The following is a 26,946-nucleotide window of genomic DNA, read 5'->3' on the forward strand; positions in this document are numbered from 1 at the left end:
GACAATACATCAAAATGGAGTTATGGGTAAGAGAAAAGTTGCGCTTATCATCGGCAGTAGTCAGGGAGTTGGAGCTAAAGCAGCGGTGCGTTTGGTTAATGAAGGCTTCCCAATTGTTCTTAACCACAGAGAGTCAGATATTTTAAAACAAGAAGTAGTACAAAAAGGGAGCGAGTGTATAGCCGTGCAAGCCGACGTATCGCAGGAACATATGTCGCAAAACTGTTTAATGCCGTCGACAAAATAGCAAAATAGGACGACTAGCAGTGCTAGTGAACAACGCAGGTGTTTTGGAAATGTTGACAGTTTGTCCGGGACAATTTATAACAATTCACGTCACTCGTACGCTCTAAAGTGCACCGATGGGCTCCGCGTTAGCTATACAACAATAAACATGGACGTATTATGGACGTATTATGAAAGTCTTATTTATCTTATCCATTATTTTCTTTTCTACCTGCAGTAATGCTGTAGTAAAAAGACATGATGTTCCCCCTGAAAATTATGTCATTGATAAAATGCCTGAATACTTAGTTGATATGCCCCATGAAGGACATGGTGTATTAATTAATTCACAATGGGTTGTAACTGTAGCACACACTATTTTTTATGATTATGTTGGCAAGGATCTATTAATTGGTTCAAAAGAGTATGAAATTGAAAGCGTTCATATACACCCAGATTACACTCAACCTAATAAAAATTTACTTAAAGGTGATTTAGCGCCCTTAATGAATTTTTTCAAATCTAGAAGTGATATAGCGTTAATCAAATTAGCTTCAACTGTTAGCGGTGTAGAACCAATCAATATTTATTCTGGTAATAGTGAAAAAGGCAAAACAATTACAGTCTATGGTAGGGGAGCTACTGGGAACGGATTAACTGGCGAAGACCCAGATACCAAATCACTTCGTGTGATGAACCGGTTTCAAAATGTTGTTGAAAGAGCGGAAGGTAACTGGTTAGCATTTAAATTTGACGAACCAGAAAGCGCACTACCACTCGAAGGTATGCATGGTTCAGGAGATAGCGGAGGAGCTTCTGTTATCTTTCGAGACGGTGTCCCTTTTCTTGTAGGTTTATCAAGTTGGCAATTAGGGCATGGCGATATAGCTACTTTTAAAGCCGGATTGTATGGTACCACTGCTTATCAAGTTAGGGTGTCAAATTACCATGACTGGATATTAGGTGTATTGGGTAGCTAACAAGATACTATATTATTAGTTAATAATTTCAACTGCAGCGCTAACTCTTCACGCCCTACGGCGAATAATAATAATGCTCAGATTAGGAGTCTAGGTTGGAAATTAGAAAGCTGAATGCCTTACGAGGGCTCGCCGCACTTATTGTTTTCTTTACACATTTCAGTGATATAACCCTCTGGTTTGATGGCGCACTAGGAGGCGGCTCCGGTGCCTATGGGGTGATGCTATTCTTTTTACTAAGCGGCTTTTTGATGGCATACCTTTATTTAGGTAAAGAGCTCAATCGCACTAACCTCACGCGCTATTTATTGGCCCGAGCAGCAAGGGTGCTGCCCTTGTACCTAGCTGTGGTGTTTACCTCGTTCATACTCGCTAAAGGCGGGAATGACAGCCTATATAACATACCTGATGTCAACGCCTTACTCGGCCACTTGCTATTTATTCACGGCGAGAGCGTACTTTGGACTATTCCACCTGAAATACACTTTTATGTGGTTTTTATTGCTTTTTGGATGCTGGCTAAAAACAGAGCAGGCTATATCTATCTCGCTATTGTGGCGGTAATGATTGCGCTGTTTTTTACCAACTTTCCGAGGATTTATGGCGATATTTATGGAATACCCTATAACCTCTTTAGCATATTGCGCACCTTACCTTTCTTTTTTGTGGGTGTGATTTTGGGCTTACTGTACCCCACCCTAAAAGTGCCTAACTACATGCGAAAACACCGCTTTGTACTGGTTCTTCTGTTAATACCGCTTATGTATCCACAATTCACTCCGCTAACCAGCGGCGATGAAAGACGGATGTGGCTAAGCTATGAAGTGTTACTAGTTATGAGCACGGTATTCTTTTGCGTCGTATTTCTCGTCCCTGATAACAATATTGTACTCGCCAATCGCCTCGGTGATTTCATCGGCAAAATCTCCTATTCGCTATACCTGCTGCATATGCCCATTATTATGCAGGTAAATAAGTTAGCGTTGACTGTTGAGCTCAAACTCATTGTCGCCTTAGCACTAAGCATAATGGTAGCCTACTTGTCATACCGATACTTCGAGCAACCTATCGCCAAGCGTATTCGTCACCTCACAGCGGCCAAAGCACAGGATGCGCCTATGCGCGCCGGTTAAACTATTGTCTATTATGGAGACGACCTTGAGTTATTTACTGTATTTTATTCTTATCGTTACATGCGCTACAGGGCTCGCAAACGAGCCCTTTGAAATACCAAGAAGTGCAGTTATCGAATTAACAGAGCCTTCGAGCAAACGGGTATACCCTGTATTTATAAAGCTGCCTCGCTCTTATGCGATAAATAAAGATAAAAAGTATCCCGTCATTTACCTGATGGATGCCTGGTATAGCTTTCAGATTGCCTCAGGTGCTACACGCTTTCCGATGAACAGCGGCACAATGAAAGAGGCTATCATTGTGGGGATATCCTATTCACGAGGCTCAAAAGGCCCATCTAGTCGAATAAGAGACTACACTCCGGTGCAAGCCACAAACTGGAAGTTTCAAACTGGCCATGCTGATGGTCATGCTAAGTTTATCCGCGAGAGCGTCTTCGCCTATATTGAGCAGAACTACCGAACCCTCCCCTCACAACGCACCTTTGTGGGACACTCATTAGGGGGGTTGTTTGGCGCCTATATCCTGTTCAATTACCCTGATATGTTCAGCGGTTATATACTCGGTAGCCCATCGGTATGGTTTGCCAATAACGATATTTTACACTCATCTGTGATGAAACCTCGTTTACCAACCAAGGTCTATGTATCAGTGGGCAGCTTGGAACAGCCAAAGTATGGAGAAAAGCAGCATATGGTGGCTGGGGCGCAAAAACTAATAGAGAAAATGACCGCTGAATGCGGAAAAAACACGACGATTAAGTTTCGCATTATTGAAGGGGCTAAACACGCGACAGCGTTTCCGAGCACCTTGATCCAAGGATTGGACTGGATTTATGCGCAGCAATAAATGAGCAACTACAGTGGCACTGGCTAAACTTGTAGTAATAAAAAAAACAAAGGAGAAGGCTTATGCAAGGCAGCTGCTTATGCGCACAGGTACGCTTCGAAATAAAAGGTGAGTTCAGTCATTTCTATTTATGTCACTGCAGTCACTGCCGCAAAGACAGTGGCTCGGCGCACGGAGCCAACTTGTTCTCAAACTCGGCTACACTAACTTGGTTATCAGGTGAGCCGTTGGTAAGACATTACCAACTCCCACACAGCGCTCACTGCAAAAGCTTTTGTAGTCGGTGTGGCTCGGCATTACCCATGTATCAACAACAAGGAGACATACTCGTTGTTCCTGCAGGCTCGCTCGACGATGACCCTAATATCAATGTCACAGCACATATTTTTTACGCCGATAAAGCGCGCTGGGAGAAGGGCTTTGAAGATATCCAGCGCTTCAGTGGTGCTCCTAAGTTGCAGCAATCAGAAGAATAAGCGCTCAAACCAGTTCTTATCTAACTCCTCTTCGCAGCGCTTAAGCTGAACCGCATAACGGCTGGCACGACGTTTCACTTTATTCGCGGCGCGCATTAACCAAGCCTTACTGCGATAGGTGCCGCGTTTATAACCGCCCCACCCTTCGTGATAGTTAAGGTATTGAGCATACGCATCCCACTTCGAAATGCCGTTAATCTGATGTGTTTTCCACACAAACCACGCCATAAAATCGATTGCATCGTCAAAATCGTCACGATCAGCGCCGCCGTTATCGGTTTCGCGTGTGTAATCTTCCCAGGTCATGGTCTTTGCCTGTGAGTAACCATAGGCGTCACTGGCACGACCTGTGGGGATGATCCATAAGAAATATTCCATGGGCGGGGCAGCATCATGACGAAAGGAGCTTTCTTGATACATCATCGCCATTAACACATGTTTAGGCGAGCCCCAGCGCTCTTGCGCGTCCTTGGCATCAAAATACCAATCTTCTTTCTCTTCAAAAATCTTGCAGATATCATCGGGTTGCTTAGGTGGCGCGGTCGCACATCCAGCAAATAAAAACAGGGTAAAAATAAGCGATAAATTTTTTTTCATTTATTTTGAACTTAATCCGCAAGCCTTAGTCTGAACTTATGAATGCAGCAGTTTAGCATTGTTTCATCCCTGTAGAATAATTTGCGCGGCTACCTTAGCCGCGCTTTTTTTATGCTTCTACCTTTTCCACCGCAAAGTATTCATCTAAAAAGGCTTCAAAGCTCACAGTGTCTTCCTGCTCCACCTGCTGTTGTGCCTTAACCGACAGTTCGGCTTGCTCAGCTAAATGTGCGTCGTCAAAGCATTGGTACTGCCACTGACTATGAGCGTCGCTGTAACGTTGTGCCAATTGCAAGGCAAACTGACCATTGTCAACATCATCACTGAGTAACTGTTGTAGGTAGCGCCCTGATATGGTCTTACTAGGATCGCTCACCCAGCTCTGTAACTCAGCAATGGTATGCTGATAAACATCGCTGCCATGCGCTTGGTCCATATAGTCAGCGACTTTTGCAAGATCGGTAAAAATGTCCTCGGCCCATTGCTTCAAAGAGACAGACTCGTCACCGCGTTGCAACTGCAATTGCGGATCGCGACCTTGATTGACCACCCGATCGAGGTTCTCTTGTGTCTGGCCTTGCTCCTGCCAATCCATGTGCGGCGATGCCTTTAATAAGCAGTAGGTCAAAAACACATCCAAGAAACGAATTTGCGTTAAATCGATGCCGGTATCCGCAAAGGGATTCACATCCAAAGCGCGAATTTCGATGTATTCAATGCCGCCGCGCAATAGCGCCTGCGTTGGCTTCTCGCCAGAGCGAGCATTGCGTTTCGGGCGGATAGGCGAGTAAAACTCGTTTTCAATTTGCAGAATATTTTTATTTAATTGCTGCGGTTTTGGTGCATGATAATCATCAAGATGCTGGTACAACTCAGAAGGTGAGTTGATCGCGCTCTTTAAGCCGGCAACATATTCCTCCAATGAGTTATACATTACCCGCAAGCTCGATTGCGCGCTATTAGTGTAACCCAAATCACCCAAACGCAGAGCTGTGCCATGCTCAAGGTATAGGCTACCTTTACCAAGCTTTTTAAACGGTAATGAGGTTTCTTGCCCTTCTAAAAAGGAGCCGCACAATGCCGGTGATGCACCAAATAAATAGCTAATTAACCACAATTCGCGTTTAAAGTTACGAATTAGTCCTAAGTAATTGTCGGAAATAAAAGACTGTAAGTCACCACTTTGCCCAGCTAAACCCTGCAAGGTTTGCCAAAACGTTTGCGGATAAGAGATATTGAAATGCACCCCGGCTATGGCCTGCATCATACTGCCGTAGCGGTTTTTTAACCCCTCTCGGTATAGCGTTTTCATACGACCGACATTGGATGAGCCGAATTGCGCCAACGGGATTTCATCTTGGCTTTGGATATAACACGGCATACTCACCGGCCACAATAATTCATCTTCGAGTTGCGCCAGAGTGAACTTTTGTAGGTCACGCAACTGAGCCAATGTTTCCTCAGGATCAGTGCTTACTGGGGTAATGAATTCAAGTAAAGCTTCAGAAAAATCGGTGGTGATCATCGAGTTGGTTAAGGCACAACCAATCGCCACTGGGTGGGGCTTTGTCGATAACCCGCCGCTGCGATTGGTACGCAGCGCCTCGCGCTCTATACCCCGAACAATGCCGACAATTGCGGCTTGATTTTCAGCGGACGACAATTCGCTAAGACGCTGATTTAATTGTGTACAAGTCAAAAAATACTACCTCTAGCCAAGCGGCTTAATTCTGTTGTTATGGGGTGCGCTGCCAAATACTCAAGTCCAAGGCAGTAAAATAACTTTCTCTTTGCTGCTATTTTGCTCTAAACGCTGATGCGCCATGCCCGCTGCCGAGAGCGGCATAGTGCAGTGAGCCAGCTCTAAGTGACCTTGGCGATACCACTGGTAAATACGTTTAAGCTGGGCATTGTTTTTAACCACCAGCACACCGCATGCAGTCACTCCTTGCTCGTTGGCCGCAGCAATAATCTCTTTTTGTGACAATGTCGGAATAGTGACTACACGACTGTGTGCACTTAATCCTTGTAAACAACGCTTCCCGACCTCTAGGCCCACAACATCGAGCAAATAACCCTTACGTTGCTCAGCCACAAACTGGTCATAACTCATTTGCTGAGCGCAAGAAGCGACACTTTTTGGCAGCTCACTGCGGCTAATAGCAACAACCTGATACCCCATTCGCGCGGCAATTTGTGCAGCTAACGAGCCGACTGTGCCATTAGCACCATTAATGTAAATGGGCTGACTTTTTGGACAGGCGAGCGCCGAGAGCGCTTGGAAGGCCGTTAACCCTGACAAACACAGACCGGATAGCACCGCATCTTCATTCACCGCATCGACTTTAATGAGTTCGTTTTCACGGGCCAAACAATACTGTGCATAGGTCCCTGGCTGGGTGGCAAAGCCAACCATACCCATTACCTTATCACCCTTTTTAAGCGTTTTTACCGCCTCACCACAGGCGACCACCTCGCCAAACAGATCATAGCCTAAGCTCATAGGCAGGTGATGTTTGTTTTGCTCTGCCGCAAAGCCGATACCAGCGCGGGTTTTTACATCAATGGGGTTAATAGCGGTGCTCAGCACCTTGATAAGTAACTCATGCTCACCGGGCTTTGGCCGCGATAGGGTCACTGGTTTTAGCACCCCTGGCTCACCAAAAGCATGAATGACCATGGCTTGGTATCCGTGTTCCATAGCTAACACTATTGTTGAATGATTGCTCCTAAACCTATATTGACATTACCACTGCATGGACACAATAAAAAAGGCGACAAATTATTGCCGCCTTTCGTATGAGTTATAACTGACCTTTATTTACAGCTAAATAAAAAGCCTTGCTCGTCAGCATCAATGGAAATCAAGTTGCCATCAGCCAACTCACCCGCCAACAGCTTCTGTGCAAGTGGGTTTTCAATGGCCTGCTGGATAGCCCGTTTTAAAGGTCGAGCACCATAGACCGGATCGAACCCGCCCTCGGCCAGCTTAGCTAATGCCGCATCGGTGATTTCCAATAGGTAGCCTTTTTCAGTGAGCCGCTCATGCAACTTCGCCAACTGAATATCAGCAATCTGCTTGATGTGCTCTCCGGCTAGTGGATGGAATACCACGGTTTCATCAATACGGTTTATAAACTCTGGCCTAAATTGCTGCGCCAGCACCATCATCACTTTGTCTTTCAATGTGGCGTAATCATTATTCCCAGCTTGCTCTTGGATCACATCCGAGCCCAAGTTAGAAGTCATAATGATCACCGTGTTTTTAAAGTCCACGGTGCGCCCTTGCCCGTCAGTGAGACGACCATCATCCAATACCTGTAGCAAGATATTGAATACGTCTGGGTGCGCCTTCTCCACTTCGTCAAGCAGTACCACCGAGTAAGGACGACGGCGCACAGCCTCGGTGAGGTAGCCGCCCTCTTCATAGCCAACATAGCCCGGAGGCGCACCGACCAAACGCGCCACTGAATGTTTCTCCATAAACTCTGACATATCGATACGAACCATGGCATCTTCGGTGTCAAACATCAGTTGCGCCAATGCTTTGGTAAGCTCGGTTTTACCCACCCCTGTAGGGCCCAAGAATAAGAATGAGCCTATGGGTCGATTGGGATCAGCTAATCCTGCACGAGAGCGACGGATGGCATTGGCAACAGCGGTGACCGCTTCGTCTTGGCCGATAACGCGCTGGTGCAGCTCGTCTTCCATCTGCAGCAACTTCTCACGCTCGCCTTGAAGCATTTTCGCCACTGGAATGCCGGTCCAGCGTGAGAGGATCTCGGCAATCTCGTCTTCACCAACTTTATTACGCAGCAAGTTCATATCTTGCATTTCAACTTGCGAGGCAAGGTCTAATTTGCGCTCCAGCTCGGGAATTCGGCCGTACTGCAGCTCTGACATTCGCTGTAGATCACTGGCTCGACGTGCCACCTCTAAGTCCAAACGCGCTTGCTCGAGCTCCGCTTTAATCACTTGAGTGCCTTGCAGCGAGGCCTTTTCCGCATTCCATACTTCGTCCAACTCAGCATATTCACTTTCCAGCTCTTGGATCAGCTCCTGCATTTCCTCACGGCGCTTTTGGCTGGCCTCGTCCTTTTCTTTAGCTAAGGCATTGTCTTCAAGTTTCAACTGAATGATACGCCGCTCAAGGCGGTCCAACTGCTCTGGCTTAGAGTCAATTTGTAAACGAATGGAAGAGCCCGCCTCGTCTATTAAGTCGATGGCTTTATCGGGCAATTGCCGGTCGCTAATATAACGGTGCGATAAATTCGCCGCTGCAACGATCGCCGGATCGGTGATTTCCACAGAATGGTGCAGCTCATAGCGCTCTTTTAACCCACGCAAAATAGCAATGGTGTCTTCAACACTCGGCTCATTTACCAATACCTTTTGGAAGCGACGCTCTAAAGCCGCGTCCTTTTCAATGTATTGACGATACTCATCTAAGGTTGTCGCCCCAACACAATGCAATTCACCTCGTGCTAGCGCCGGCTTCAGCATGTTCCCGGCATCCATGGCGCCGTCGGTTTTACCCGCACCGACCATGGTATGAATTTCATCGATAAAGAGGATCACTTGCCCCTCTTCTTTAGCCAGCTCGTTGAGGACCGACTTAAGACGCTCCTCAAATTCGCCACGGTATTTAGCTCCGGCCACTAAGGCGCCCAAATCGAGCGATAACACGCGCTTATTCTTAAGACCCTCAGGAACCTCACCGTTTACGATACGCTGCGCTAAGCCCTCAACTATCGCCGTTTTACCAACGCCCGGTTCACCAATTAACACCGGGTTGTTTTTAGTGCGCCGTTGTAACACTTGCACGGTGCGACGGATTTCCTCGTCACGACCAATAACGGGATCAAGCTTGCCTTGCTCGGCCCGCTCGGTGAGATCGATGGTGAATTTCTCAAGCGCCTGACGAGTATCTTCAGCGTTGGGGTCATCCACTTTTTGCCCGCCGCGCAGTGCGTCTATGGCTTTTTCTACCTTACCTGTGGTGATATTCAGAGCTTTAAAAATCTCTCCTAAAGGCCCCTTATCTTCACAGGCAGCCAGTACGAACAGCTCGCTGGAAATATATTTGTCTTTACGCTTTTGCGCATATTTGTCGCATAAGTTCAGCAATGACACCATGTTATTGGACAACTGCACGTCGCCACCGACGCCCTCCACTTTAAACAACTTCTCAATTTCTTGAGAAAGCTTAGTGTTGAGCTCATCGGCGCTGACGCCTGCTTGGGCAAAAAGAGCACGCACACTCGAGCCTGTTTGCTGCAATAGTGCGTACATTAGGTGTACGGGTTCAATAAATTGATGATCGCGACCGAGTGCTAATGATTGAGCATCGGAGAGCGCTTGCTGAAATTTACTGGTAAATCTATCTAAACGCATCTGTTTGTTTCCACTAAAACTTTAATTACCTATTTAATGGGTGCTAGCGCGCGTTTGATCAAGTTATACGGTTAAAATTTTGGTGATTATTTGCGCCAGATCACACTGGCCATACGACCAGTTTGGCCATCGCGTCGATAAGAAAAGTAGGTATCGGCAAGGGTATAAGTGCAGGCCTGAGCTTTAGTGACATTACTCACACCAGCTCGATTAAGCGCAAGCTCGGCTAATAGTGGCAAGTTGGCGAGAAATTTGTCGCCGTGTGCTGTAAAGCCCTGCTGATAGTCGCCACTGTGAGCGCAAAATTGGCTTTTAACCTCATTCCCGACCGCAAAGGCTGAGGGCCCTATAGCAGGCCCAAGCCAAGCATGAATATCTTTCGCGGGGGTGTTAAATAAGGGTAACGCCCGCTCGATGATGCCTCCGGCAAGGGAGCGCCAACCACAGTGCAAAGCGGCCACTTCAGCGCCATCTTGGCTGGCTAATAAAAGCGGCAAGCAATCAGCAGTCATAATAGCCAAAGGCTGCTTTGCTAAGCGTGTGAACAGGCCATCCGCTTCGATTCTAAGCTGTTCACTGTACTGAGTAACACAATGAACATGGATGCCATGTACTTGGTTTACATAACAGGCAGGACGCGGCAGTTGGCTGTTGAGCACAGCGCGATTGGCGAGCACAGCTGACTCTTGGTCGCCCACATGCAGCCCCACATTGAGGCTGCGATACACGCCCTGACTATACCCGCCTTGGCGGGTGCTTTGCAGCCCCCCTACCAGGGACTCATCAGCGCCCCAGGTTGGCGTATAAAATGGTGTTTTAGAGGTCATCGTAGCCGTTGGCTTCGGTGTCTTGGCGCAGCGCTTCGGTCAGCGCCACCATGTCCTCAGGGACTGGAGCCTGCCAACGCATTTGCTCACCGGTGATCGGGTGTGCTAACTGCAACTTAATGGCATGCAAAGCCTGGCGTTTGAAGCCTCGTAAGGTCGCCATAAACTCTTCACTGGCATGCTTAGGAGGACGTGGGCGTCCGCCGTAAAAGGGGTCACCAACAAGTGGGTGACTGATATGCGCCATATGCACACGGATTTGGTGGGTACGACCCGACTCTAGGCGCAGCCGTAAGCGTGTATGTGCACGGAACTTTTCAGCGACTCGGTAGTGCGTCACGGCTGGCTTGCCAAATTCATTGACGGCCATATGCGTACGTTTAGTGGCATGACGACCGATGGGCGCATCGACCATACCGCCTGCGGTCATGGTGCCATAACAGATAGCTTCATACTCACGGGTGAAATTTTCACGTTTTTGCAATGCCGCAACCAAATGCGTTTGTGCTGGCAAGGTTTTCGCAACCACCATTAACCCTGTGGTGTCTTTATCAAGACGATGGACGATACCCGCACGAGGGATATTTTCAATCTCTGGACAATGATGCAATAACGCGTTTAACACTGTGCCATCTGGGTTGCCGGCACCAGGATGGACCACTAAGCCCGCAGGTTTATTGATCACCAAAATATCGTCATCTTCGTAGACGATATCTAAAGCAATATCTTGTGCTTCATATTCTCGCGGCGCTTCAATTTGCGCGTTGATCTCTACGTGTTCACCGCCCAACAGCTTTTCTTTGGGGGTGTTTAAGGTGAGGCCATCAACCTGCACCATGTCATCGAGAATCCACGTTTTTATTCGTGAGCGCGAATAGTCCGGGAACAATTGCGCCAAAATTTGGTCTAGACGTTTACCGCCTAGTTCCACGGGGACCTCTGCACTGAGGGAAATTTGTTCTGCCATAAGCAAGTTTTACCTAATTTACCAGTGCAAGCTCTGCTCGACTGGGTTAGAATCGCATAATTCGCATAGTTTACTCGGTTTTACCTACTTGGCCTAGCCGAAGACAACGAAGGTACCTAATTAATGATAAATAAAATAAGTAAACGGGCACTTGCAGTCGTATTTACGGCCTCCTTACTTAGCGCATGTTCATCCGCGCCAGAACAACAAGAAATTGAGCGCGTACCCAACAAATCCGCACAAGCTTTGTATGAAGATGCACGCGAAACCTTAGATTCAGGCTTATATGCCCGGGCAATCGAGCTACTTACCGCCATTGATTCTCGCTATCCGTTTGGCCCTTTCTCTAAACAAGTGCAAATGGACTTAGTCTATGCGCATTACCAAACTGGCAATACAGAGCAAGCTTTGGCCACTATTGACCGCTTTATTCGCTTAAACCCGAACCACAAAGACTTAGACTACATGTACTACATGCGTGGCTTGGTCAATATTAAGGCCGATAAGAATGCCTTCCAAGAATACTTTGGTGTAGATCGAGCCGATAGAGACGCAAAACGCACTCGAGTGGCCTATAAAGACTTATCAACTCTAGTCAACAACTACCCTGACAGCAAATATGCACCTGAGGCAAAGCGTCGTCTTGCTTGGCTACTCAACCGCATGGCTCGCAACGAGTTGAAAGTGGCACAGTATTATTACGAGCGTGAAGCTTACCTGGCCGCAGCAAATCGCGGTAAGTACGTTGTTGAGCATTTCTCACAAAGCAGTTACCTTGAGCCTGCGTTAGAAATGATGGTGAAAAGCTACGAAAAACTTGGCTTACCAGATATGGCTGAACATGCCCAACAAACCCTTGAGGCAAATAAACGCGAACGCTAAGTAACGCACACATAAAAAAACCGATGCTGTGAAGGCATCGGTTTTTTTATATTTATAAGTTATTAAATCGCTTCTTCGTCTTCCTCTTGCGTACGGATACGTACCACTCGCTCGACTTCCGTCACGAAAATTTTACCATCGCCTATTTTGCCGGTTTGTGCGGTTTTCACTATAACTTCGATAGCACGCTCGACATCTTCATCGGCTAGCACGATATCGAGCTTCACTTTTGGTAAAAAGTCGACCATGTACTCGGCACCGCGATAAAGCTCAGTATGGCCTTTTTGGCGACCAAATCCCTTAACCTCACAGACCGTCATACCGGTGATACCAACCTCTGAAAGGGCTTCACGGACGTCGTCTAACTTAAATGGCTTGATGATGGCTTCTATTTTTTTCATGACTTTTTATATTCGCGATGACAGATGCGCCGATTTTAGTCAATTGTGAGTGTTGAAGCAAACGCCCAAGGGGTGACTAATGCGTTAATAGTGTTAAAATTAATATAATACCCATATCAGGATGAAGTTATGAAAACCTGTAACACCCCAACATCTAAGGGCTTCACTCTTATAGAACTCATGGTGACCATTGCAATTGCAGGCATATTACTGGCTATCGCATTATTTGATAGTACGCAAATGTCAGCACAGGAAAAAGCGAGCAATTTTAGTACCGAGCTCAAACGTAACGTTAAGTTCGCCCGAGCCAAAGCGATGACCACGGGTGACCCTGTGATTGTGTGTGCGATGACCAACCCTGGTAGCTCAGGAAATTGCCTCAATAGCTGGCAAAATGGCACTATCGTCATTTTCTCAGACATAAATAACAACGGCACATTCGAGGCCAATGCAGATATCCTGCACCGCTCTATCAACAATTTGGTCGCCAACAGTCAGCTTGTACACAGTGGCAATGCACGAAGCTTGCGGTTTGACCAACGCGGCCAGCTGACCGTAGGACAAAACGGGTCCTTTATATTTTGTCCCACCGATGACAACGAACATAACGTGGCAGTTTCAGTAATGGCCTCGGGAACGGTACGAGACTTAGGTAAGACCGAGCAAGCTTGCACATCGGGCTAACTGTTCTACTATTTACAAGACCAAAGAAGGATTATTGAGGCGTCAAGGATGAACGCGCTTACTCCCCCCATGTGCTCACATATAACAAATGTAGGCACGACCTTGATTGAGCTGCTTGTGACTATCGGTATCGCCGCGATGTTTGCAGCCGTCACTTTATTTAATGCCCAAGATTGGGCGTATCAAAACCGCCGCTCAGATTATATTGAACAACTCTACACGCATCTATTTGCGGCAAGATCGTACGCTATATTCAACAACCATTACGTGAGCGTATGCCCTGCGATTGCTGAGCGCTGCGTGCCGAATTGGCAAAATAATATAATGGTGTTTGTTGATAGAAATAACGATAAACAGCGTGGCGGCGATGAGCCGATTTTGAATATTCTCACTGTTCCGATTGGCAACGATACCATCGACTACCCAAGACGAGCTGTTACTTTTAAACCAACAGGGGCTCTAGGTGGCTTTCAATCTGGTAGCTTTGTGTACTGCTCAGTGGAAGATAAATTAAACCAGCCTGCCTATCGTATTACCGTTAGTCAGACTGGTCGATTGCGGATAAAGCAAGACAGTGATAAATGCTAAAAGCTAGCGCAGCTTTTTAGCATCTAGAGCGCGAGCCTCAGCTGAGCCAAATTGCTGTTTGAATTCAACACATTGAATGACTTGTTCAACTCTCGTCGCTTGCTGCTGTTGTGGTGCTGCGTACCCCCTTTGATGCGCAGCAAGCTCCGCTTGGTGTCGGCTTTTTTGCTTCACTTGTACATCAATAACCTGGTTTACACCGGTTTCCAGCGATACGTAACACTTATATTCATTAAGTAACCTAAGCTCTACTTTCGCACTGGCCTGAGTCGCAGCTATTACAACTAAGGCCAAAAACATATATCTGAACATTTATATCACCTCTTCCAGCAAGTGTCGGTGTCTGCACTTCCCGTGGACCCCTTCACACCCACTTCATTAATAGTGAAAGACGTACACTCACTGTCTTCTAAAGCTATTCCAGATGCTGGAGTAGCAGTAATTATAAAACTCTGAGCATTCACTGTTGCCGACAATGAGTACAAATCTGACTCCGTTGAGTTTGAAAGCCCGAGATCGGCCATGGTGGCAGTGTATTGACGGTTATCAGCAAAAAACTGCTCTTGCTTGCTTGCTGCATCCAACAAAGCTGTCATAGCCTCAGAGCGCGCGCTACTGATGACAAATTGCTGATAAGAAGGATATGCAATAGCCGCCAAAATACCAATAATTGCAACCACCACCATGAGCTCAATCAAGGTAAACCCTTTAACATGCTTCATTAATCAATCGCCTCCTCTTTATATATGTAAGTGCGATGCGTTTTAAACCCAAATGGGTTTTCATCACAACTTGCCATACCGCAATCTCCTGGCAGCCCGTTTGGCTCAATCGATTTCGCTTTCAAGGTGCCTTCACCATCACCTTTACCCGCACCAATTAAAATAAACTGACTTTCGCTTTCTTCCTCTGCGGTATCCGGATCATCTACTTTGGTAAAGAATAGTGTCGGCGTATCAGGCACTTTATTACCTACATCAAATTTTAGTTGATCATACACTTTTGCACCGTAGTGCAGATGGAATGCATACAAACTACCACCACCGCCTTTGAGCGAGCACTGCTGTAGGTCATTCTCTTCCGAGGGAACAAAAGTAGTGAAATAAGCAACACCACCGACCACGGCAGCTGCCGACAACGACTTCTCATTTGCACCAAGGCTATACTTCCACCCTGAGAATTGAGCGAGATCTTTCTCTAGCTCTACAAAACCACTGTCGTCATTTAATTTGGCAGTGAACGGATCATTAGTAATATCCATCAAATCATCCATAGTGATGACGGCTGGTATATCTTCACCGCGCAATGACTGCGTTATGGTATTTTCATCACGCAGCATAATTAGATGATTATTTTCACTTTCATCAAGTGGATGAGCCCGATTACCACTTCCAAGCACAATCGCTTCATAAGGAGTTTCCTCACGCACAACTTGTGTCGAAGACTCTTCATCAATGATAGTGGTGTATTCGGATACTTTACTAAAGTAAGTCCTCGCCACCTCGGGCTGATAGAAGAATCGACGTTCATTGCCAGTAATTGACAAATCAGCAATCTGTACGGCAGTCCACGGCTCACTGCCCACAGGGTTATCCGTTGGTAAATCGAATCGCCACACATCACCACCGGTATCGGCTGCGTAGAGACGATCGGTGAAACCATCGTAGTCAGAATCAAGCAACGCTATGTCACCGGGAATACTGTGCTCACCTTCATAAGTGGTATTGCCATTACCATTAGCTCCGGGAGTAAAAGACCACACTAAATCGCCGGTTTGTGCATCTAAAATATAAACACCCCGGCCAGAGTTGTCCGGGCTAATGTTGTCAGCATCTTTATTAATGTCATAGCCTGCGCCCACAACCACGACTGGTTTAGTACCGTTTTTCTCTATAAACGTAACTTTAGGCTGAGACCATGTTTGCCCAAGCTCTTCCATCCCGGTGGTGTTGGCGTCTACCTTCCACATTAATTTTGGCGAGCTTGGAGTGCTGATATCAAAAGCATAGTACGAATCACCGCCACGACGCATACCAGTGAATAACCATACTCGGTCAGAGGGGTCGACGACACCGTTCTCATTTTTATCATCGAAGTACATAGAGGGTGAACCATCCATACCATACACTTTCTCGCCTTTTATATTGCGACGTAAAGTTGTGAGGTTCGGATAAAGTTCATAAGGGATGAAGCTCCATTCCTCTTCAATGGTATTGCCATTGTCTTTGAAAAGGTGCAGTGAACCGCCATTGGTTCCTACCGCAATACGGATACTGCCGTCGCTGTAGGCTATAGCAAGTGGTTTAGAATGCAGCGGGTCGGCGAATATATCACTACGCAGCTCTGATGTATTACCATCGGAGTCATCATCATCAACGTCTTTACCTTTAGCCCATTCGAATAATGAGTCTAGCCGTTCAACGGGTGTGCCGAGATAAGTGCCAAGGTCGGCTTGAGAGCCTGCATGGGATAACGCATTCGCCAAGGTAAATTTCGGCATTTCGCCTGTCCCTGCGCCAATATCAGTGTAAATAGTACGACTATTAAGACCTGCCAGCACCGCGTTTACGCCACCTTTTTTAACCTCGTTGCCATCGGCTTTGCCATCTTTCGTCCAAAAAGTAACGGCGCTGTCTTTAATATTTCCTTCACTGCCTGAGGCACCATCAATAGCCAAGTTGCCTTTACTGTCAACAATTTTGGTGCCATCTACTTTTAACTTTTTCAAATTACCCGACCAACGCGCACCTTCTTCAGGTAAAAACATGGCATAGTAAACCGAATCGAGTGTTTGGGTTCTATCGAAGTTGTTACTGGCTACGGCTGGCGCCGTAAATGTAGTATTTACTTTGAGGATTTCTGCCAGCGCTTGGCCAAAAGATTGCGATAGTTCAATGGCATTTTGCGCCGCAAAATACCCTTTATCACCGTTACTTTTTGTTGCCGTCGCCGCCTCTTTAAGTAGCCCTGCAGCATCATCAGCACCATCACTAAAACCAATGGTAAAAGTACTCACACGTTGTACATCGTCTACTGAGGTATTCACATCATTGTGATGCATCCAATGGGTTAAGTTCGGCAGATAGTTAGAAGTGCTTAACGTGTCATCATTGTAGGGAGTCGTTGAGGTCACCACTGGATCACTGATATCAGGCTGGTTAGTCGTAGAAACAAGGGAAGACACTAAGCCATCTGCCGCTTTGTCCACCGTTGGAACACCATCAGTAATGAGAATAATGTAAGCCTCTTTAGAGCAGCCACCAGAAAACGGCGATTTATATACATTATTGCTGACTGCCGATAGATCCATGGCTGGAGTATTCCCGTCGTATTTGAATCTACACTCAGACTCCTTACAGTCGGTATCATCGTCTCCATACCATACACTTTGGCCGGCAAAAAAGCGGAACGCCTCGTAGGTTGTCTCACATAATGGTGTATTAGTTTCACCATCAATGCCGGAAATTTCACCGATAATATCAGCGTTGCTTTGGCCAAAATTGGCAATGACCCTGCCACCATCACGGGTATTTTCTTTGGGGTAATTAAGGTTGAACACCATTAAGCCAAAATCGACAATGGGTGTGGCGTTTAGCACCGTCGTGATAGATTCTTTAGCTACATCTAACTTAGACTTAATTTCCGTATCTTTATCCGTAGCATGATACCAACGTAGGTAATTAGGATGGTAAAGTGTCACGACCTCGCCGCCACTGAAATCCGCGCTGGCTTTGTCCTTTTGCTCCTTCGTCACGGAACTGGATTGGGTGTAAAAGTCATTTCTGCTTTTTGATGCGCCGCTGATAGGTAAGCCCGTCAACTCGGTGTCCCCAGACTTATAGGTTGTGCCGCCTATCTTTATCTCCAACCCGGTATTATCAGTATTCTCGTTAAGGATATCATCGAGGCAGTCAAGTGCAGAGATAGTATTGGCACCGCTATTGTCTTTGAGATCAACCCAAGAGCCGGTATTTCCTTTATATTGATGCTCTCGAATATAGCCGGTATAGAAGCCATATTGCTGCAAAGACTCTCTCGCAGCATCACACCCGTTAACATAGCTATGAAAGCGCTTGGTATCACTGTTGCTGTCAGTACGCGGTAGCTGCTGATCCACGCCTGAACCAATAGTAAAATAAACGAAGTCTTCATTAAGCGAGTTATCAAAAGAGGATACGACATCATAGGTCACATCAGGGTCGTAGCTTTTTGTCGTTTCTATCAGCCCATTCATACTGGCTGAGTTATCAAAAATAATAAGTACTTGAGGCTTTCCTGATGAGGTGAAAAATTTATTGCCTACATAAAGTTCAATATCCTCACCAAAGGATTTGCTCACACTGAAGGTGAGCGATGCTATTACTAATAATTTAAACAGTTTCATGTCATTCACCTATATGACTTACTGGCTCGATATACTTGCCATCTCTTGGGCTAACCCCGAGACAACAGTCACGTTATGCCTATTCGATTTACCATACTCAACGCGACTTCGCAGACTCAGCATATTGCACTTTATACCTGGTGTTGGGTTGGCTCTGGGTGGACAATCCAAGTCTTGGGGGCCGTCGTTATTGTGAAATAATCGCAGTGTTGCTTGTGCTCCTGCAGGCTCAAGCTGGACAAACTCGTCGCCACCGGCGTTAAATTCACCTCGGTTGAAATAAAGCGCGCTTACTGTCGCTGCCTTTTGCTTTTCATCGAACACCGCGCGCTCCGAGTCAGCCAATGCTTGCTCACTGGCAACATCGTAATCTTGAGCGGCATTCACAACTTTCATATCCACACTGCTTGCACTCATAAGGGTTACCGCGATACCGGATACGATAAGCACCATGACTAAAGATGCGATAAGTACGACCCCACCTTGATATTGCTGCGTATTCACCATGTTTCGACCTCTGCATTACGTACTTGAACAGTGGATACATAAACGAGACGACGGAAATTATCATCAAAGCTTAAACGTCGCTCAGTTCCACCTTCCCCACCTAGGATATATGTTTGGTTTGTTTTACTCATATTTCTATCTGACTCTGTGGCCCGTACTAGCGCAAATAGCTGCACGGTTAGCACTTTAGAGCTTACTTGTTCCCACTCAGAGGTGCTCATTTGCGCTGCGCTTAAATAGGTATCGACGTTGCGGTCACCGTTATTGTCCAGTCCGTAAAGAAGGCGAATATTCTCCACTCCCTCAAGTACCGACTCAGTCACCATCCCCCCTGTTGGCGTAAGGCGTTTTCTCATCAGTACGGGGACAGTAACGGTCTCATCCCCTGACTGATACGACTGCTCATTGATGTAGTAAACATGATGGGTATAGCGCCATACCGAACCATTCATATTGGTAGGATTGGCAATTGCACCGTCCCCTATGAAGATGCGAGCTGAGGATATATCTGTTTCTATATAGTAATCATTATTACTGGTTGCCTGACCGGTTACGTCATCTCCAGCGACACGCTTGATTTGGATAATGTCGCTGTCAGCGACCGCATCATCTATGCAACCTAAATTAGCGCCAGCCACAGCCGTGACACTATACAAGTATTTAAAGCTGCTTGGACTGTTAACAGGGAAACTGGCATTATTCAGTCCAGCAGTGCAATCATTACCTGGATTGACCACCCCAGTGACATCAACACTACCGGTACTAAGAGAACTCATTCCGTAAGTGCCCCAGAATCCCGCCATTTCCAAGTCGCGACTGATGATATCTAAGGCCATTCGGCCGGTTTCCTGTAGCTCACCCATTTCGACGGTATCGGACGTCGTTGTTTTCATGCTTACATACGTAAACATGACACCGCCTAGAAGGAATAAACCCACAACCATGGCAACAATTAGCTCAACCAGCGTATAACCATGGGCTTTATTTAAAGGAATAGAATTAGCGAACATAGGCGAATGACTCCAAAGCGAGGGCTCTTCGTTGATTGCTCTGACCACCGCACTCATCTTTGCTTTGAACAATATCCCCAGTGCTCGCGAGCTCTTGGCGCGATGCCCAAGAAACAATGACATCGATATCTAGCTGTTCGCCATTGACACGTGTATCAACACAAACAGTGGCATCGGCTAATGCACCTGTATTTTCCTGAGCTCTTATTGCTCGGCGCCACTGTTCGATATCAAATGCGGCAAGTGCGCCTGAACCACAATTAGCATTGATACACGAGGCGTAATTAGCAGCAACAGGATCGTCGCTTGAAACGGTGACGTTATATGCTCCCGCCATTGCTGCTAGCGTATTGGCTTTGATACGGCCAATAACATCATGAGCAACGCCTAACGCGGCAGAGCGCTGCATAGAATCGTAGGTGGCTTGCTTAGCTTTCGCTTGTAGCGCAACTGCGCCCAGTAAACCAAAAACAAGCACAATAAAGGCTATTAATGTTTCTAATAAAGTAAAGCCATTTTGCTCTCGCATAATGTTTAAACTCTAATTTGCAACTTCATAGTTAACATTCTAGTAACTGATGCAAAAGCCACAACTTAAAGAGGTGCTAACGGTGCGAAATCAGTCATGAGCGGCACCCTAAACTGTTAAATAACCCAGTAGAGGAACAGTAACCAGCCTATTTTACTAAGTCATTATCATTAACCCATTTAGCGCAACTATCTGCTCGCAGAATACGTAAGCAACCCAATAAAATTTGAGAGCTAGATCAGTAGATTATGATCACACTATCCACTTATTCCAAACTCTATGGCACAGAGATTTTTGCATTAGAACAAAGTTAATGACATGTATAATCAAAATGATATGATTGTTTCCAAATAAAAAACACGGATTTTACAACAATGGAGCTACGTAAATTTCAGTCTGGTGTCACTTTGTTGGAATTGCTGGTCACCATGGGGGTTGTCGGTATAGTTGCTGCGATTGCATTTACCGACTCGACAGAGTTATTAGCTGAGGATAGAGCAGAAAATCAGTTGCAAGAGTTAAAAAGAAACCTTTCTTTTGCTCGCGCCAAAGCGACAACAACTGAGTCAAGAGTAATCGTTTGCCCTCTTTCCGGTAGTCAGTGCTCTACCGATTGGACAAATGATGATATTGCTGTGTTTGTCGATAATAACAATAATAACCAGCGCGATGCTGATGAGCCGCTGTTGAGGGTAATGAAAGGAGTAATAAGCGAAGACTTGCTGAGCTACACAGGGTCAAGCCCCATAGTGTACAACGCAACGGGCCGTGTAGGTAACACTCAGGCAGGTACGTTTACATACTGTCCACACGGTGTCACCTCAGAGTCTAACAGAGATATGCGCTTAAGCCAGTCTGGAACAGCACTCTATCAAGGGCAAACAACCACTGAGTGTAGTTAGCACAAAATGTAAAAAAGCCTCAGAATGAGGCTTTTTTGTTAGCTTTTCTACAACCCCCAACATTCTTCTTTGCTAGCACCAGATGCGCTTTTTTCTCCTGCTTCATCAATGCTAAGACTCTGACATACATCTTTCTTAGCAGGCCCTTTCTTTGCCGTAGCCGTTACTGTAAACGCATTCGGGTTTACTGCCACGGTTAGCCCATATAGACCTGATTCAGAGTCACTTGAAGCCAACCCCAAATCATTTAAGTTTGCTGTATACTGTCTGTTATCTACAAAAAATTGTTCTTGACGATTGGCAACATCAAGGAGTGCAGCCCGGGCCTCTGCCCGAGCTGACTGCTGCACATACTGGGCATACGACGGGTAAGCAATTGCGGCCAAAATACCTACAATAGCGACTACAATCATTACTTCTATTAATGTAAATCCATGCTCTTGAGTGTGATTAGAACTCATCACGGTTGTCCTCTCGTCTGTAAATATACGTTTGCTGTGTTTTGAGGCTAATTCCCAACCCAGCTTTAACTAAGTCTATTTTGCCATCACCATCCATGTCTCTGGGTACTTCCTGCTCTACCAGCTCTTTAGGGTCAAGTACGCCATTTGGCAGTACTATTTTTCCTGAGCTTTTATTATTTCCATCCTTTTGCCAAACTACAGTAGGTGTATCAGGAACCAATTCTCCGACTTCTTTGTAGCGCCAGTTGTAAACTTTGGTACCATAATGCAAATGCAAGGCATAAACCCCTCCTTTACCTGGTGCTAGACTGCATTGATTGATTGTAGAATCGTCAGATGCGGGCTTAAAAGTTGGAAAATAAGCAACTCCTCCGACTACTGTAGGCGAAGCCAACGCCTTTTCACCCGAACTGATCCGGTATTGCCAGCCATTAAAGTTTTCACCAATATTGCGCTCTAGATTCCTAAATTGCTCTTCATCATCAAGAGCATTGGCAAAGGGATCACCGGTAATATCCAGTAAATCACCTAAATTAATGGTTTGTGGTAATCCATCGTTGAAAGATTGGGTCAAGGTGTTCTCATCACGCACCATAAACAGTCGGTCATTAATAGTGTTATCCAATGGCGATGCACGGTTCCCACTGCCAATAAGTATTGCTTCATAGGGGGTGGTATTTCGCGTGAGCGTCGTTTTGCTTTGACCATTTACCTCAGTGGTTGTCTCAGTGACTTTACTGAAGTAAGTTCTTGCCACGACTGGGCGATAGAAAAACCGTCGATTGCTGCCACTGCCACCTAACGCGGCGAGTTTATGGTGAGTCCATGGATTAGCACTGTCTGTGGGGTTGCTACTAGGCATATCCACACGCCAGATATCCCCGCCTAAATCGGCTGCGTATAAGCGATCAACATAGCCATCATAGTCGGAGTCAAGGTACGCGATATTCGCTACAATGCTGTGATTACCTGCAAAACCGTTTTGCGGCGTGAGTGACCAAACCTTTTTGCCCGTTTCGGCATCAACAATATAGATACCTCTGCCCTTACTATCTGCCCCACTGGCGACATTGTCTTTGTTAGTATCATAGCCTGCACCAAATACAAGCAATGGTTTATCTTTATAACCATCAATATTGGCGTATATCACCTCTGCACGAGACCAAGATTGACCAAGTTCTGCAAAGCCGGGGGTTTGATCAGATATTTGCCATAATAAGGTCGGGTTGTCAGGGTCCGTAATATCCATTGCATAGTAGCTAGACCCCCCTCTGCGCATAGCAAAGTATGCCCATACTCTGTCACCACCATCGACTACATTAGGTTGTCCTTTATCATCGAAGAACAAAGAAATAGGGCCATCCATTCCATAGACTTTTTCGGCACTGTCGTTATACAAAGGTTTGACCACCGAGAACAACTCCTGTGGTATAAATGCCCAGCTTTCTTCTACGGTGTTATTGGCACTGTCTGTTGCTTCATTATCCTTGAACATGTGAACATAGCCGGCGTTAGTACCAAGCAAAATACGAATATCATTACCATAGTCGATAGCCAAAGGCTTTGAGTGTAGGGGATCGCCCATAACCGCTTGACGCATTTCATTGATATTGCCATCTGCATCCTCATCCTGAGCATCTTTACCTATTGACCAATTGATCATCGCTCTGGCCTTGGCGCCATCATTGCTAAAATACTTATGTAAATCTTCTTCAGATAACGCATCTTCAACATTAGAGTAGGTGAAGTCTTTTTTATCGCCCTTTAGATAAGTAAACACCTTCCGACTTGTGGTGGCGGAAGCCAAAGTACTGTTAACACCGCCATTAATGATGCTAGCACCATCAGGTGGAGTATTAGGCTGTGCCCAAAATGTGGTTACGCCTTTTTTTATTGCGCCACTATCATTTAGCGCCTCCGCACCTCCAGTCGCCACCACTTTATCACCACTGACCTTCAACTTCTTCAAATTACCTGACCACTGTGCCGTCTGACTAGGGTAAAACATGGCATAATAAAGCGAGTCACGGCTTTGGGTTTTATCAAAGTTATTACTGGCAAATGCTGGTGACGCAAAAGTATCGCTCACCTGACGAATACTATTAATGGTTTGTGTTAGTGCAGTGGAGAGTTCACTAGCACTGTCTGCTTTTTTATATTGGCCGCCTCCATAAGCTGCAGTTTGCTCAAGAACTGCAAGGCCTTCTTTTGACAGCCCATCACCAAAACCAACAGTATAAACACGCGCAAAGTGTTTGATATCATCATTTGGTTTATAAACATCAACAGCAACGCCACTATTGTTGGCGGTTGCGGGGATACCGTGCATGAGCCGAGCTAAAGAATGAAGATAGCTGGCATGGGTGGTTTGTTGAGTTGGATCTCCAGGTAAGGAAGTTGGCGCTGTACTAAACTTAGCCGTATATTCAGAGATTATCTTTGCATCCCTGTCTTGGTCACTAGTAGGGTCACCATCGGTCATAAGAATTAGGTTGACAGAGTTATCACATCGCTTAGTTTTGTCACTGGCGAAAGGAGAAGTATACTTGCTCCCATCATCAATACTTTTATCCCTGCCATTGACATTTTTAGCTTGGTCTAAGTTTCCTCCCTGAATATAGCGGTATACTTCGTAAAGCGTTTCAGAGATAGGTGTAGAGCCGTCAGCATCAAAGTTATCGATTTTTCTCTTTATTTGACTATGGTCGCTACCAACCCCTTTCACTATGTAACCACCTTGCCCCGAGTACAACCGAGCTAAGCCAAATTCAACGTCCTCGTTCGCGTCTATTAACGATTTCATCGCTTGTTTTGCGACGGGCATTTTCTTGTCACAGTTACGCCTACAAGTGGGATCTAACTTCCAACCCATACTCCCTGAAGTATCAAAAACAATCATCACCTTCGGTTTTTCTTCAGAGTTTGCATCACGATTCAGATAAAGATCGGTGTCATCTGCATAAGTTGTAAACGAGCTCACGCTCACCGCTGCCGCGATGGCGCTGTATTTAAATAATTTCACAGGTTACATCCTTGAATATCAACGGGCTTTATTGGTTTCTAACATCTCTTGGGCGATTCCGCTGAGAAGATTAAGTTGGTGCCGTGTTTTAGCGCCATAGTCATAGGCGGTCTGCACTTCCACCAAATTACATACGATGCCCTCTGTAAAGTTGAACTTACGCGGACAATTTAACATCATCGGGCCAGGATTGAGATCACGCATCAATGTGGTTGCATCACCATTTGTAGCTAAAGTAATGGTGTTTCCAAACGCTGGCATTTGAGCTCGAGAGTTTAAAAATTCACTGTTACTTTCTTGGTTTACTTCATCGGCGATCACCGTTTCTTGCTCGCCAAGAACTTCGTGATCTGCTTCTTCACGAATCAAGGCTGCATTGGTGGCTTTAACATCAATGCTTGAACTACTCATTAATGTCACCGCTATCCCTGTCACAGCAACCAACATAATCAAGGCAGCCACGAGCACGACCCCTTGCTGAGTTTTTAAATAGCCCACAAATTTTCTCCTACATTGCGTAATTGCACAGTTGAGGTGAATACAGCACGACGGAATTCATCGTTAAAGGTTAATTCACGCCCATTGGTGCCCCCTAGTTGGTAGGTTTGGTTTCGTAAATTCAAACCCGGATCTGGCGTTAATGAACGAACCAAAATACTAATTTGTATAGTTAATACCTTGGCAGTTTGTTGCTGCCACTGTTCAACTGTCATGGTGTTACTCGTACTGTATTGATCAACACGGGAGTCTCCATTGGTGTCCAAACCGAACAACAAGTGAATGTTCTCGACTCCTTCCATAATTACGTCTGACTGAATAGGTGCAGCTCCGCCTGCGCCCGTGGTTAGTCGATTGCGCATCAAAGTGGGAATAACTCGGGTTTGCCCCTGAACTTGAAAGGTCTGTTCCTGCACGTAGTAAACATGGTGGCTGTAGGGCCACAATGTTGCATCGGGACGAGGTAGAACAGCGGCAGGACTATCAGAAAATTCGGCCCTATTTTGAGCCGCTAAGAAATAAAAGCGTTGTGCATTAGTCGCACCAGGAGCGACATTTTGCCCATCCAAGCGCTTGACTTGTAAAATATCAGAATTAGCTATGGTGTCATCGATACAGTTTAGCTGCGCTCCTCCAGCAGAAGTAATCGCAAAAATATATCGAAATTCGACAGTGCTGCCATCAGGGAAAGAGCCATTATTCAGGCCACTTTGACAGTCATTCGCTGGGGCGGCAGGGACAGTCGTGTTTGCTGCAGTGAAGCTAGATTCGTAAAATGTCCCCCAAAAACCGGCTTGCGCTATGTCGGCGGTCATGATGTCCAAAGCTAAACGTCCGGTTTCTTGCAACTCACCAATAGTCAGAGTATCTCTCGTGGTGCCTTTCATACCAATGTAGGTAAACATTACCCCGGCGAGGATCACCGCACCGACGATCAACGACACCATGACTTCTACAAGCGTTAAACCTTGCTGTCTCTTAAATCTATTATTCATCGTTACGCTCTCATGTGAATTGTGCTGGTTAACCTCACCAAGCGGCGGTTATTTCCATAGTTTCCACAGGCAACGCTGTTGTCACCACCATTAAGTTCTTGCCTACCCCGCCAAGCAATAATGATTTCCACTTCCACACGATCGGTCACAGCGCCATCTGTTTCAGTGGTATTGATACAGACTGTGGCATCATCTAGTGAGCCACTGTTATCTCTCGCTTTGATAGCAGCAAGCCATTGATTTCTGTCATAGTTAGCGAGTTCAGCAGGGCCACAAACTTGGTTGTTGCAATCAATTGTTTGTATAGGGTCGGCGCTATTAAACGTCATCGCGTACAGAGCAGCGATCGTCTGCGTATCATTTACACGAATTCGTTGCATGATATCGGCACCTAAAGCCAGTGCCGCAGAGCGCTGCATAGAATCGAATGAGGCTTGTTTAGCTTTGGCTTGAAGCGCAACCGTGCCTAATAAGCCGATGGTGAGAATAATGAATGCAATCAGTGCTTCGAGCAGGGTGAAGCCAGATTGATGCGCTTGTCGCGAGTGTCTTCCTGACATGAAATGTACCTGATGTTTTAATTTTTGTTAACGGCAGGATAATGATATTGAAGTTAGGAACAAGCCAGGAA

The 26,946-nt window shown here is 46.0% G+C and carries 27 protein-coding genes; 9 read left to right on the forward strand and 18 right to left on the reverse strand.

What is annotated here, in order from left to right; genetic code table 11:
- Nucleotides 1-22 precede the first annotated feature (22 nt).
- From MHM95_RS11655 to MHM95_RS11675, 5 genes are all read left to right on the forward strand, one after another.
- Entirely contained in the window at nucleotides 23-247 is a 225-nt protein-coding gene (locus tag MHM95_RS11655; protein WP_138547814.1) for an SDR family NAD(P)-dependent oxidoreductase, read from the forward strand.
- 169 nt (nucleotides 248-416) lie between these two features.
- Nucleotides 417-1,205, forward strand: a complete 789-nt coding sequence (locus MHM95_RS11660; RefSeq protein WP_138547813.1) for a trypsin-like serine protease — start codon at nucleotides 417-419, stop codon at nucleotides 1,203-1,205.
- Between the two features lie 95 nt (nucleotides 1,206-1,300).
- Nucleotides 1,301-2,338, forward strand: coding sequence for an acyltransferase (locus MHM95_RS11665; protein WP_239385341.1), 1,038 nt, complete (start codon nucleotides 1,301-1,303; stop codon nucleotides 2,336-2,338).
- A 25-nt stretch (nucleotides 2,339-2,363) separates the two neighbouring features.
- A complete protein-coding gene (locus MHM95_RS11670) occupies nucleotides 2,364-3,188 on the forward strand; it encodes an alpha/beta hydrolase-fold protein (RefSeq protein ID WP_235419733.1) in 825 nt (274 codons plus the stop codon).
- A 62-nt stretch (nucleotides 3,189-3,250) separates the two neighbouring features.
- Nucleotides 3,251-3,664: a GFA family protein gene (locus MHM95_RS11675; protein ID WP_045978193.1), complete on the forward strand. Its 414-nt coding sequence runs from the start codon at nucleotides 3,251-3,253 to the stop codon at nucleotides 3,662-3,664.
- Here MHM95_RS11675 and MHM95_RS11680 read toward each other — a convergent pair.
- From MHM95_RS11680 to rluD, 6 genes are all read right to left on the reverse strand, one after another.
- Nucleotides 3,653-4,261 (reverse strand): transglycosylase SLT domain-containing protein, encoded by a 609-nt coding sequence (locus MHM95_RS11680; RefSeq protein ID WP_239385342.1) that lies wholly within the window; start codon nucleotides 4,259-4,261, stop codon nucleotides 3,653-3,655. The genes MHM95_RS11675 and MHM95_RS11680 overlap by 12 nt on opposite strands.
- Nucleotides 4,262-4,370: 109 nt before the next feature.
- Nucleotides 4,371-5,960, reverse strand: a complete 1,590-nt coding sequence (gene gshA, locus MHM95_RS11685) for a glutamate--cysteine ligase (RefSeq protein WP_239385343.1) — start codon at nucleotides 5,958-5,960, stop codon at nucleotides 4,371-4,373.
- A 60-nt stretch (nucleotides 5,961-6,020) separates the two neighbouring features.
- Nucleotides 6,021-6,962: an NADP-dependent oxidoreductase gene (locus MHM95_RS11690; protein ID WP_239385344.1), complete on the reverse strand. Its 942-nt coding sequence runs from the start codon at nucleotides 6,960-6,962 to the stop codon at nucleotides 6,021-6,023.
- A gap of 116 nt (nucleotides 6,963-7,078) precedes the next feature.
- On the reverse strand, nucleotides 7,079-9,655 hold the full coding sequence (gene clpB, locus MHM95_RS11695; protein WP_045978196.1) for an ATP-dependent chaperone ClpB: 2,577 nt from the start codon (nucleotides 9,653-9,655) through the stop codon (nucleotides 7,079-7,081).
- Nucleotides 9,656-9,741: 86 nt separating this feature from the next.
- Nucleotides 9,742-10,482, reverse strand: coding sequence for a peptidoglycan editing factor PgeF (gene pgeF / locus MHM95_RS11700; RefSeq protein ID WP_239385345.1), 741 nt, complete (start codon nucleotides 10,480-10,482; stop codon nucleotides 9,742-9,744).
- A complete protein-coding gene (gene rluD, locus MHM95_RS11705; RefSeq protein WP_053910294.1) occupies nucleotides 10,472-11,449 on the reverse strand; it encodes a 23S rRNA pseudouridine(1911/1915/1917) synthase RluD in 978 nt (325 codons plus the stop codon). Before rluD ends, pgeF begins: the two co-directional genes overlap by 11 nt.
- 123 nt (nucleotides 11,450-11,572) lie before the next feature.
- Here rluD and MHM95_RS11710 point away from each other — a divergent pair, with 123 nt between their 5' ends.
- Nucleotides 11,573-12,331, forward strand: a complete 759-nt coding sequence (locus MHM95_RS11710) for an outer membrane protein assembly factor BamD (protein WP_045978199.1) — start codon at nucleotides 11,573-11,575, stop codon at nucleotides 12,329-12,331.
- 62 nt (nucleotides 12,332-12,393) lie between these two features.
- On the opposite strand, the gene MHM95_RS11715 is transcribed toward MHM95_RS11710, so the two are convergent.
- A complete protein-coding gene (locus tag MHM95_RS11715; RefSeq protein WP_022945250.1) occupies nucleotides 12,394-12,732 on the reverse strand; it encodes a P-II family nitrogen regulator in 339 nt (112 codons plus the stop codon).
- Nucleotides 12,733-12,861: 129 nt separating this feature from the next.
- Between MHM95_RS11715 and MHM95_RS11720 the strand changes: the two genes are divergently transcribed.
- Nucleotides 12,862-13,416 (forward strand): GspH/FimT family pseudopilin, encoded by a 555-nt coding sequence (locus tag MHM95_RS11720; protein ID WP_239385346.1) that lies wholly within the window; start codon nucleotides 12,862-12,864, stop codon nucleotides 13,414-13,416.
- A gap of 48 nt (nucleotides 13,417-13,464) precedes the next feature.
- Nucleotides 13,465-14,004, forward strand: a complete 540-nt coding sequence (locus MHM95_RS11725; RefSeq protein ID WP_235419735.1) for a GspH/FimT family protein — start codon at nucleotides 13,465-13,467, stop codon at nucleotides 14,002-14,004.
- Nucleotides 14,005-14,007: 3 nt separating this feature from the next.
- Here the strand turns inward: MHM95_RS11725 and MHM95_RS11730 are convergent, their stop codons facing one another.
- Genes MHM95_RS11730 through pilV (MHM95_RS11755) form a run of 6 tightly spaced genes read right to left on the reverse strand, consistent with a single transcriptional unit; the run spans nucleotide 14,008 to nucleotide 20,434 of the window.
- A complete protein-coding gene (locus tag MHM95_RS11730) occupies nucleotides 14,008-14,316 on the reverse strand; it encodes a TapY2 family type IVa secretion system protein (RefSeq protein ID WP_239385347.1) in 309 nt (102 codons plus the stop codon).
- A 5-nt stretch (nucleotides 14,317-14,321) separates the two neighbouring features.
- Entirely contained in the window at nucleotides 14,322-14,726 is a 405-nt protein-coding gene (locus tag MHM95_RS11735) for a type IV pilin protein (RefSeq protein ID WP_239385348.1), read from the reverse strand.
- Complete coding sequence (locus MHM95_RS11740) at nucleotides 14,726-18,388, reverse strand: PilC/PilY family type IV pilus protein (RefSeq protein ID WP_239385349.1); 3,663 nt, start codon at nucleotides 18,386-18,388, stop codon at nucleotides 14,726-14,728. The genes MHM95_RS11735 and MHM95_RS11740 overlap by 1 nt, the downstream gene beginning before the upstream one ends.
- An 18-nt stretch (nucleotides 18,389-18,406) precedes the next feature.
- Nucleotides 18,407-18,895, reverse strand: coding sequence for a pilus assembly protein PilX (locus MHM95_RS11745; RefSeq protein WP_239385350.1), 489 nt, complete (start codon nucleotides 18,893-18,895; stop codon nucleotides 18,407-18,409).
- Nucleotides 18,889-19,905, reverse strand: a complete 1,017-nt coding sequence (locus MHM95_RS11750) for a PilW family protein (RefSeq protein ID WP_239385351.1) — start codon at nucleotides 19,903-19,905, stop codon at nucleotides 18,889-18,891. Before MHM95_RS11750 ends, MHM95_RS11745 begins: the two co-directional genes overlap by 7 nt.
- Complete coding sequence (pilV, locus tag MHM95_RS11755) at nucleotides 19,895-20,434, reverse strand: type IV pilus modification protein PilV (RefSeq protein ID WP_022945258.1); 540 nt, start codon at nucleotides 20,432-20,434, stop codon at nucleotides 19,895-19,897. The genes MHM95_RS11750 and pilV (MHM95_RS11755) overlap by 11 nt, the downstream gene beginning before the upstream one ends.
- A 374-nt stretch (nucleotides 20,435-20,808) precedes the next feature.
- Between pilV (MHM95_RS11755) and MHM95_RS11760 the strand changes: the two genes are divergently transcribed.
- Entirely contained in the window at nucleotides 20,809-21,336 is a 528-nt protein-coding gene (locus MHM95_RS11760; RefSeq protein WP_022945259.1) for a GspH/FimT family pseudopilin, read from the forward strand.
- 47 nt (nucleotides 21,337-21,383) lie between these two features.
- Here MHM95_RS11760 and MHM95_RS11765 read toward each other — a convergent pair whose 3' ends face one another.
- The 5 genes from MHM95_RS11765 to pilV (MHM95_RS11785) are packed head-to-tail and all read right to left on the reverse strand — an operon-like array spanning nucleotide 21,384 to nucleotide 26,875.
- Nucleotides 21,384-21,797, reverse strand: a complete 414-nt coding sequence (locus MHM95_RS11765) for a type IV pilin protein (protein WP_022945260.1) — start codon at nucleotides 21,795-21,797, stop codon at nucleotides 21,384-21,386.
- Complete coding sequence (locus MHM95_RS18880) at nucleotides 21,787-24,822, reverse strand: PilC/PilY family type IV pilus protein (protein ID WP_239385352.1); 3,036 nt, start codon at nucleotides 24,820-24,822, stop codon at nucleotides 21,787-21,789. Before MHM95_RS18880 ends, MHM95_RS11765 begins: the two co-directional genes overlap by 11 nt.
- Before the next feature lie 18 nt (nucleotides 24,823-24,840).
- Entirely contained in the window at nucleotides 24,841-25,320 is a 480-nt protein-coding gene (locus MHM95_RS11775) for a pilus assembly protein PilX (protein ID WP_239385353.1), read from the reverse strand.
- Nucleotides 25,308-26,315 carry a PilW family protein gene (locus MHM95_RS11780; protein ID WP_239385354.1) on the reverse strand — a complete coding sequence of 336 codons (1,008 nt, stop codon included), beginning with the start codon at nucleotides 26,313-26,315 and terminating at the stop codon, nucleotides 25,308-25,310. The genes MHM95_RS11775 and MHM95_RS11780 overlap by 13 nt, the downstream gene beginning before the upstream one ends.
- A gap of 2 nt (nucleotides 26,316-26,317) precedes the next feature.
- Nucleotides 26,318-26,875: a type IV pilus modification protein PilV gene (pilV, locus tag MHM95_RS11785; RefSeq protein ID WP_022945264.1), complete on the reverse strand. Its 558-nt coding sequence runs from the start codon at nucleotides 26,873-26,875 to the stop codon at nucleotides 26,318-26,320.
- Between the last annotated feature and the right edge of the window lie 71 nt (nucleotides 26,876-26,946).

Source organism: Pseudoalteromonas sp. CnMc7-15 (genome assembly GCF_022347925.1).
Lineage (GTDB): Bacteria > Pseudomonadota > Gammaproteobacteria > Enterobacterales > Alteromonadaceae > Pseudoalteromonas > Pseudoalteromonas ruthenica.

Coding starts and splice junctions, on each gene's coding strand:
- MHM95_RS11655 (WP_138547814.1), top strand. CDS start 23: ATGGGTAAGAGAAAAGTTGCGCTTATCATCGGCAGTAGTCAGGGAGTT.
- MHM95_RS11660 (WP_138547813.1), top strand. CDS start 417: ATGAAAGTCTTATTTATCTTATCCATTATTTTCTTTTCTACCTGCAGT.
- MHM95_RS11675 (WP_045978193.1), top strand. CDS start 3,251: ATGCAAGGCAGCTGCTTATGCGCACAGGTACGCTTCGAAATAAAAGGT.
- MHM95_RS11680 (WP_239385342.1), bottom strand. CDS start 4,261: ATGAAAAAAAATTTATCGCTTATTTTTACCCTGTTTTTATTTGCTGGA.
- MHM95_RS11690 (WP_239385344.1), bottom strand. CDS start 6,962: ATGGAACACGGATACCAAGCCATGGTCATTCATGCTTTTGGTGAGCCA.
- clpB (WP_045978196.1), bottom strand. CDS start 9,655: ATGCGTTTAGATAGATTTACCAGTAAATTTCAGCAAGCGCTCTCCGAT.
- pgeF (WP_239385345.1), bottom strand. CDS start 10,482: ATGACCTCTAAAACACCATTTTATACGCCAACCTGGGGCGCTGATGAG.
- rluD (WP_053910294.1), bottom strand. CDS start 11,449: ATGGCAGAACAAATTTCCCTCAGTGCAGAGGTCCCCGTGGAACTAGGC.
- MHM95_RS11710 (WP_045978199.1), top strand. CDS start 11,573: ATGATAAATAAAATAAGTAAACGGGCACTTGCAGTCGTATTTACGGCC.
- MHM95_RS11715 (WP_022945250.1), bottom strand. CDS start 12,732: ATGAAAAAAATAGAAGCCATCATCAAGCCATTTAAGTTAGACGACGTC.
- MHM95_RS11720 (WP_239385346.1), top strand. CDS start 12,862: ATGAAAACCTGTAACACCCCAACATCTAAGGGCTTCACTCTTATAGAA.
- MHM95_RS11725 (WP_235419735.1), top strand. CDS start 13,465: ATGAACGCGCTTACTCCCCCCATGTGCTCACATATAACAAATGTAGGC.
- MHM95_RS11730 (WP_239385347.1), bottom strand. CDS start 14,316: ATGTTCAGATATATGTTTTTGGCCTTAGTTGTAATAGCTGCGACTCAG.
- MHM95_RS11735 (WP_239385348.1), bottom strand. CDS start 14,726: ATGAAGCATGTTAAAGGGTTTACCTTGATTGAGCTCATGGTGGTGGTT.
- MHM95_RS11740 (WP_239385349.1), bottom strand. CDS start 18,388: ATGAAACTGTTTAAATTATTAGTAATAGCATCGCTCACCTTCAGTGTG.
- MHM95_RS11745 (WP_239385350.1), bottom strand. CDS start 18,895: ATGGTGAATACGCAGCAATATCAAGGTGGGGTCGTACTTATCGCATCT.
- MHM95_RS11750 (WP_239385351.1), bottom strand. CDS start 19,905: ATGTTCGCTAATTCTATTCCTTTAAATAAAGCCCATGGTTATACGCTG.
- pilV (WP_022945258.1), bottom strand. CDS start 20,434: ATGCGAGAGCAAAATGGCTTTACTTTATTAGAAACATTAATAGCCTTT.
- MHM95_RS11760 (WP_022945259.1), top strand. CDS start 20,809: ATGGAGCTACGTAAATTTCAGTCTGGTGTCACTTTGTTGGAATTGCTG.
- MHM95_RS11765 (WP_022945260.1), bottom strand. CDS start 21,797: ATGAGTTCTAATCACACTCAAGAGCATGGATTTACATTAATAGAAGTA.
- MHM95_RS11780 (WP_239385354.1), bottom strand. CDS start 26,315: ATGAATAATAGATTTAAGAGACAGCAAGGTTTAACGCTTGTAGAAGTC.
- pilV (WP_022945264.1), bottom strand. CDS start 26,875: ATGTCAGGAAGACACTCGCGACAAGCGCATCAATCTGGCTTCACCCTG.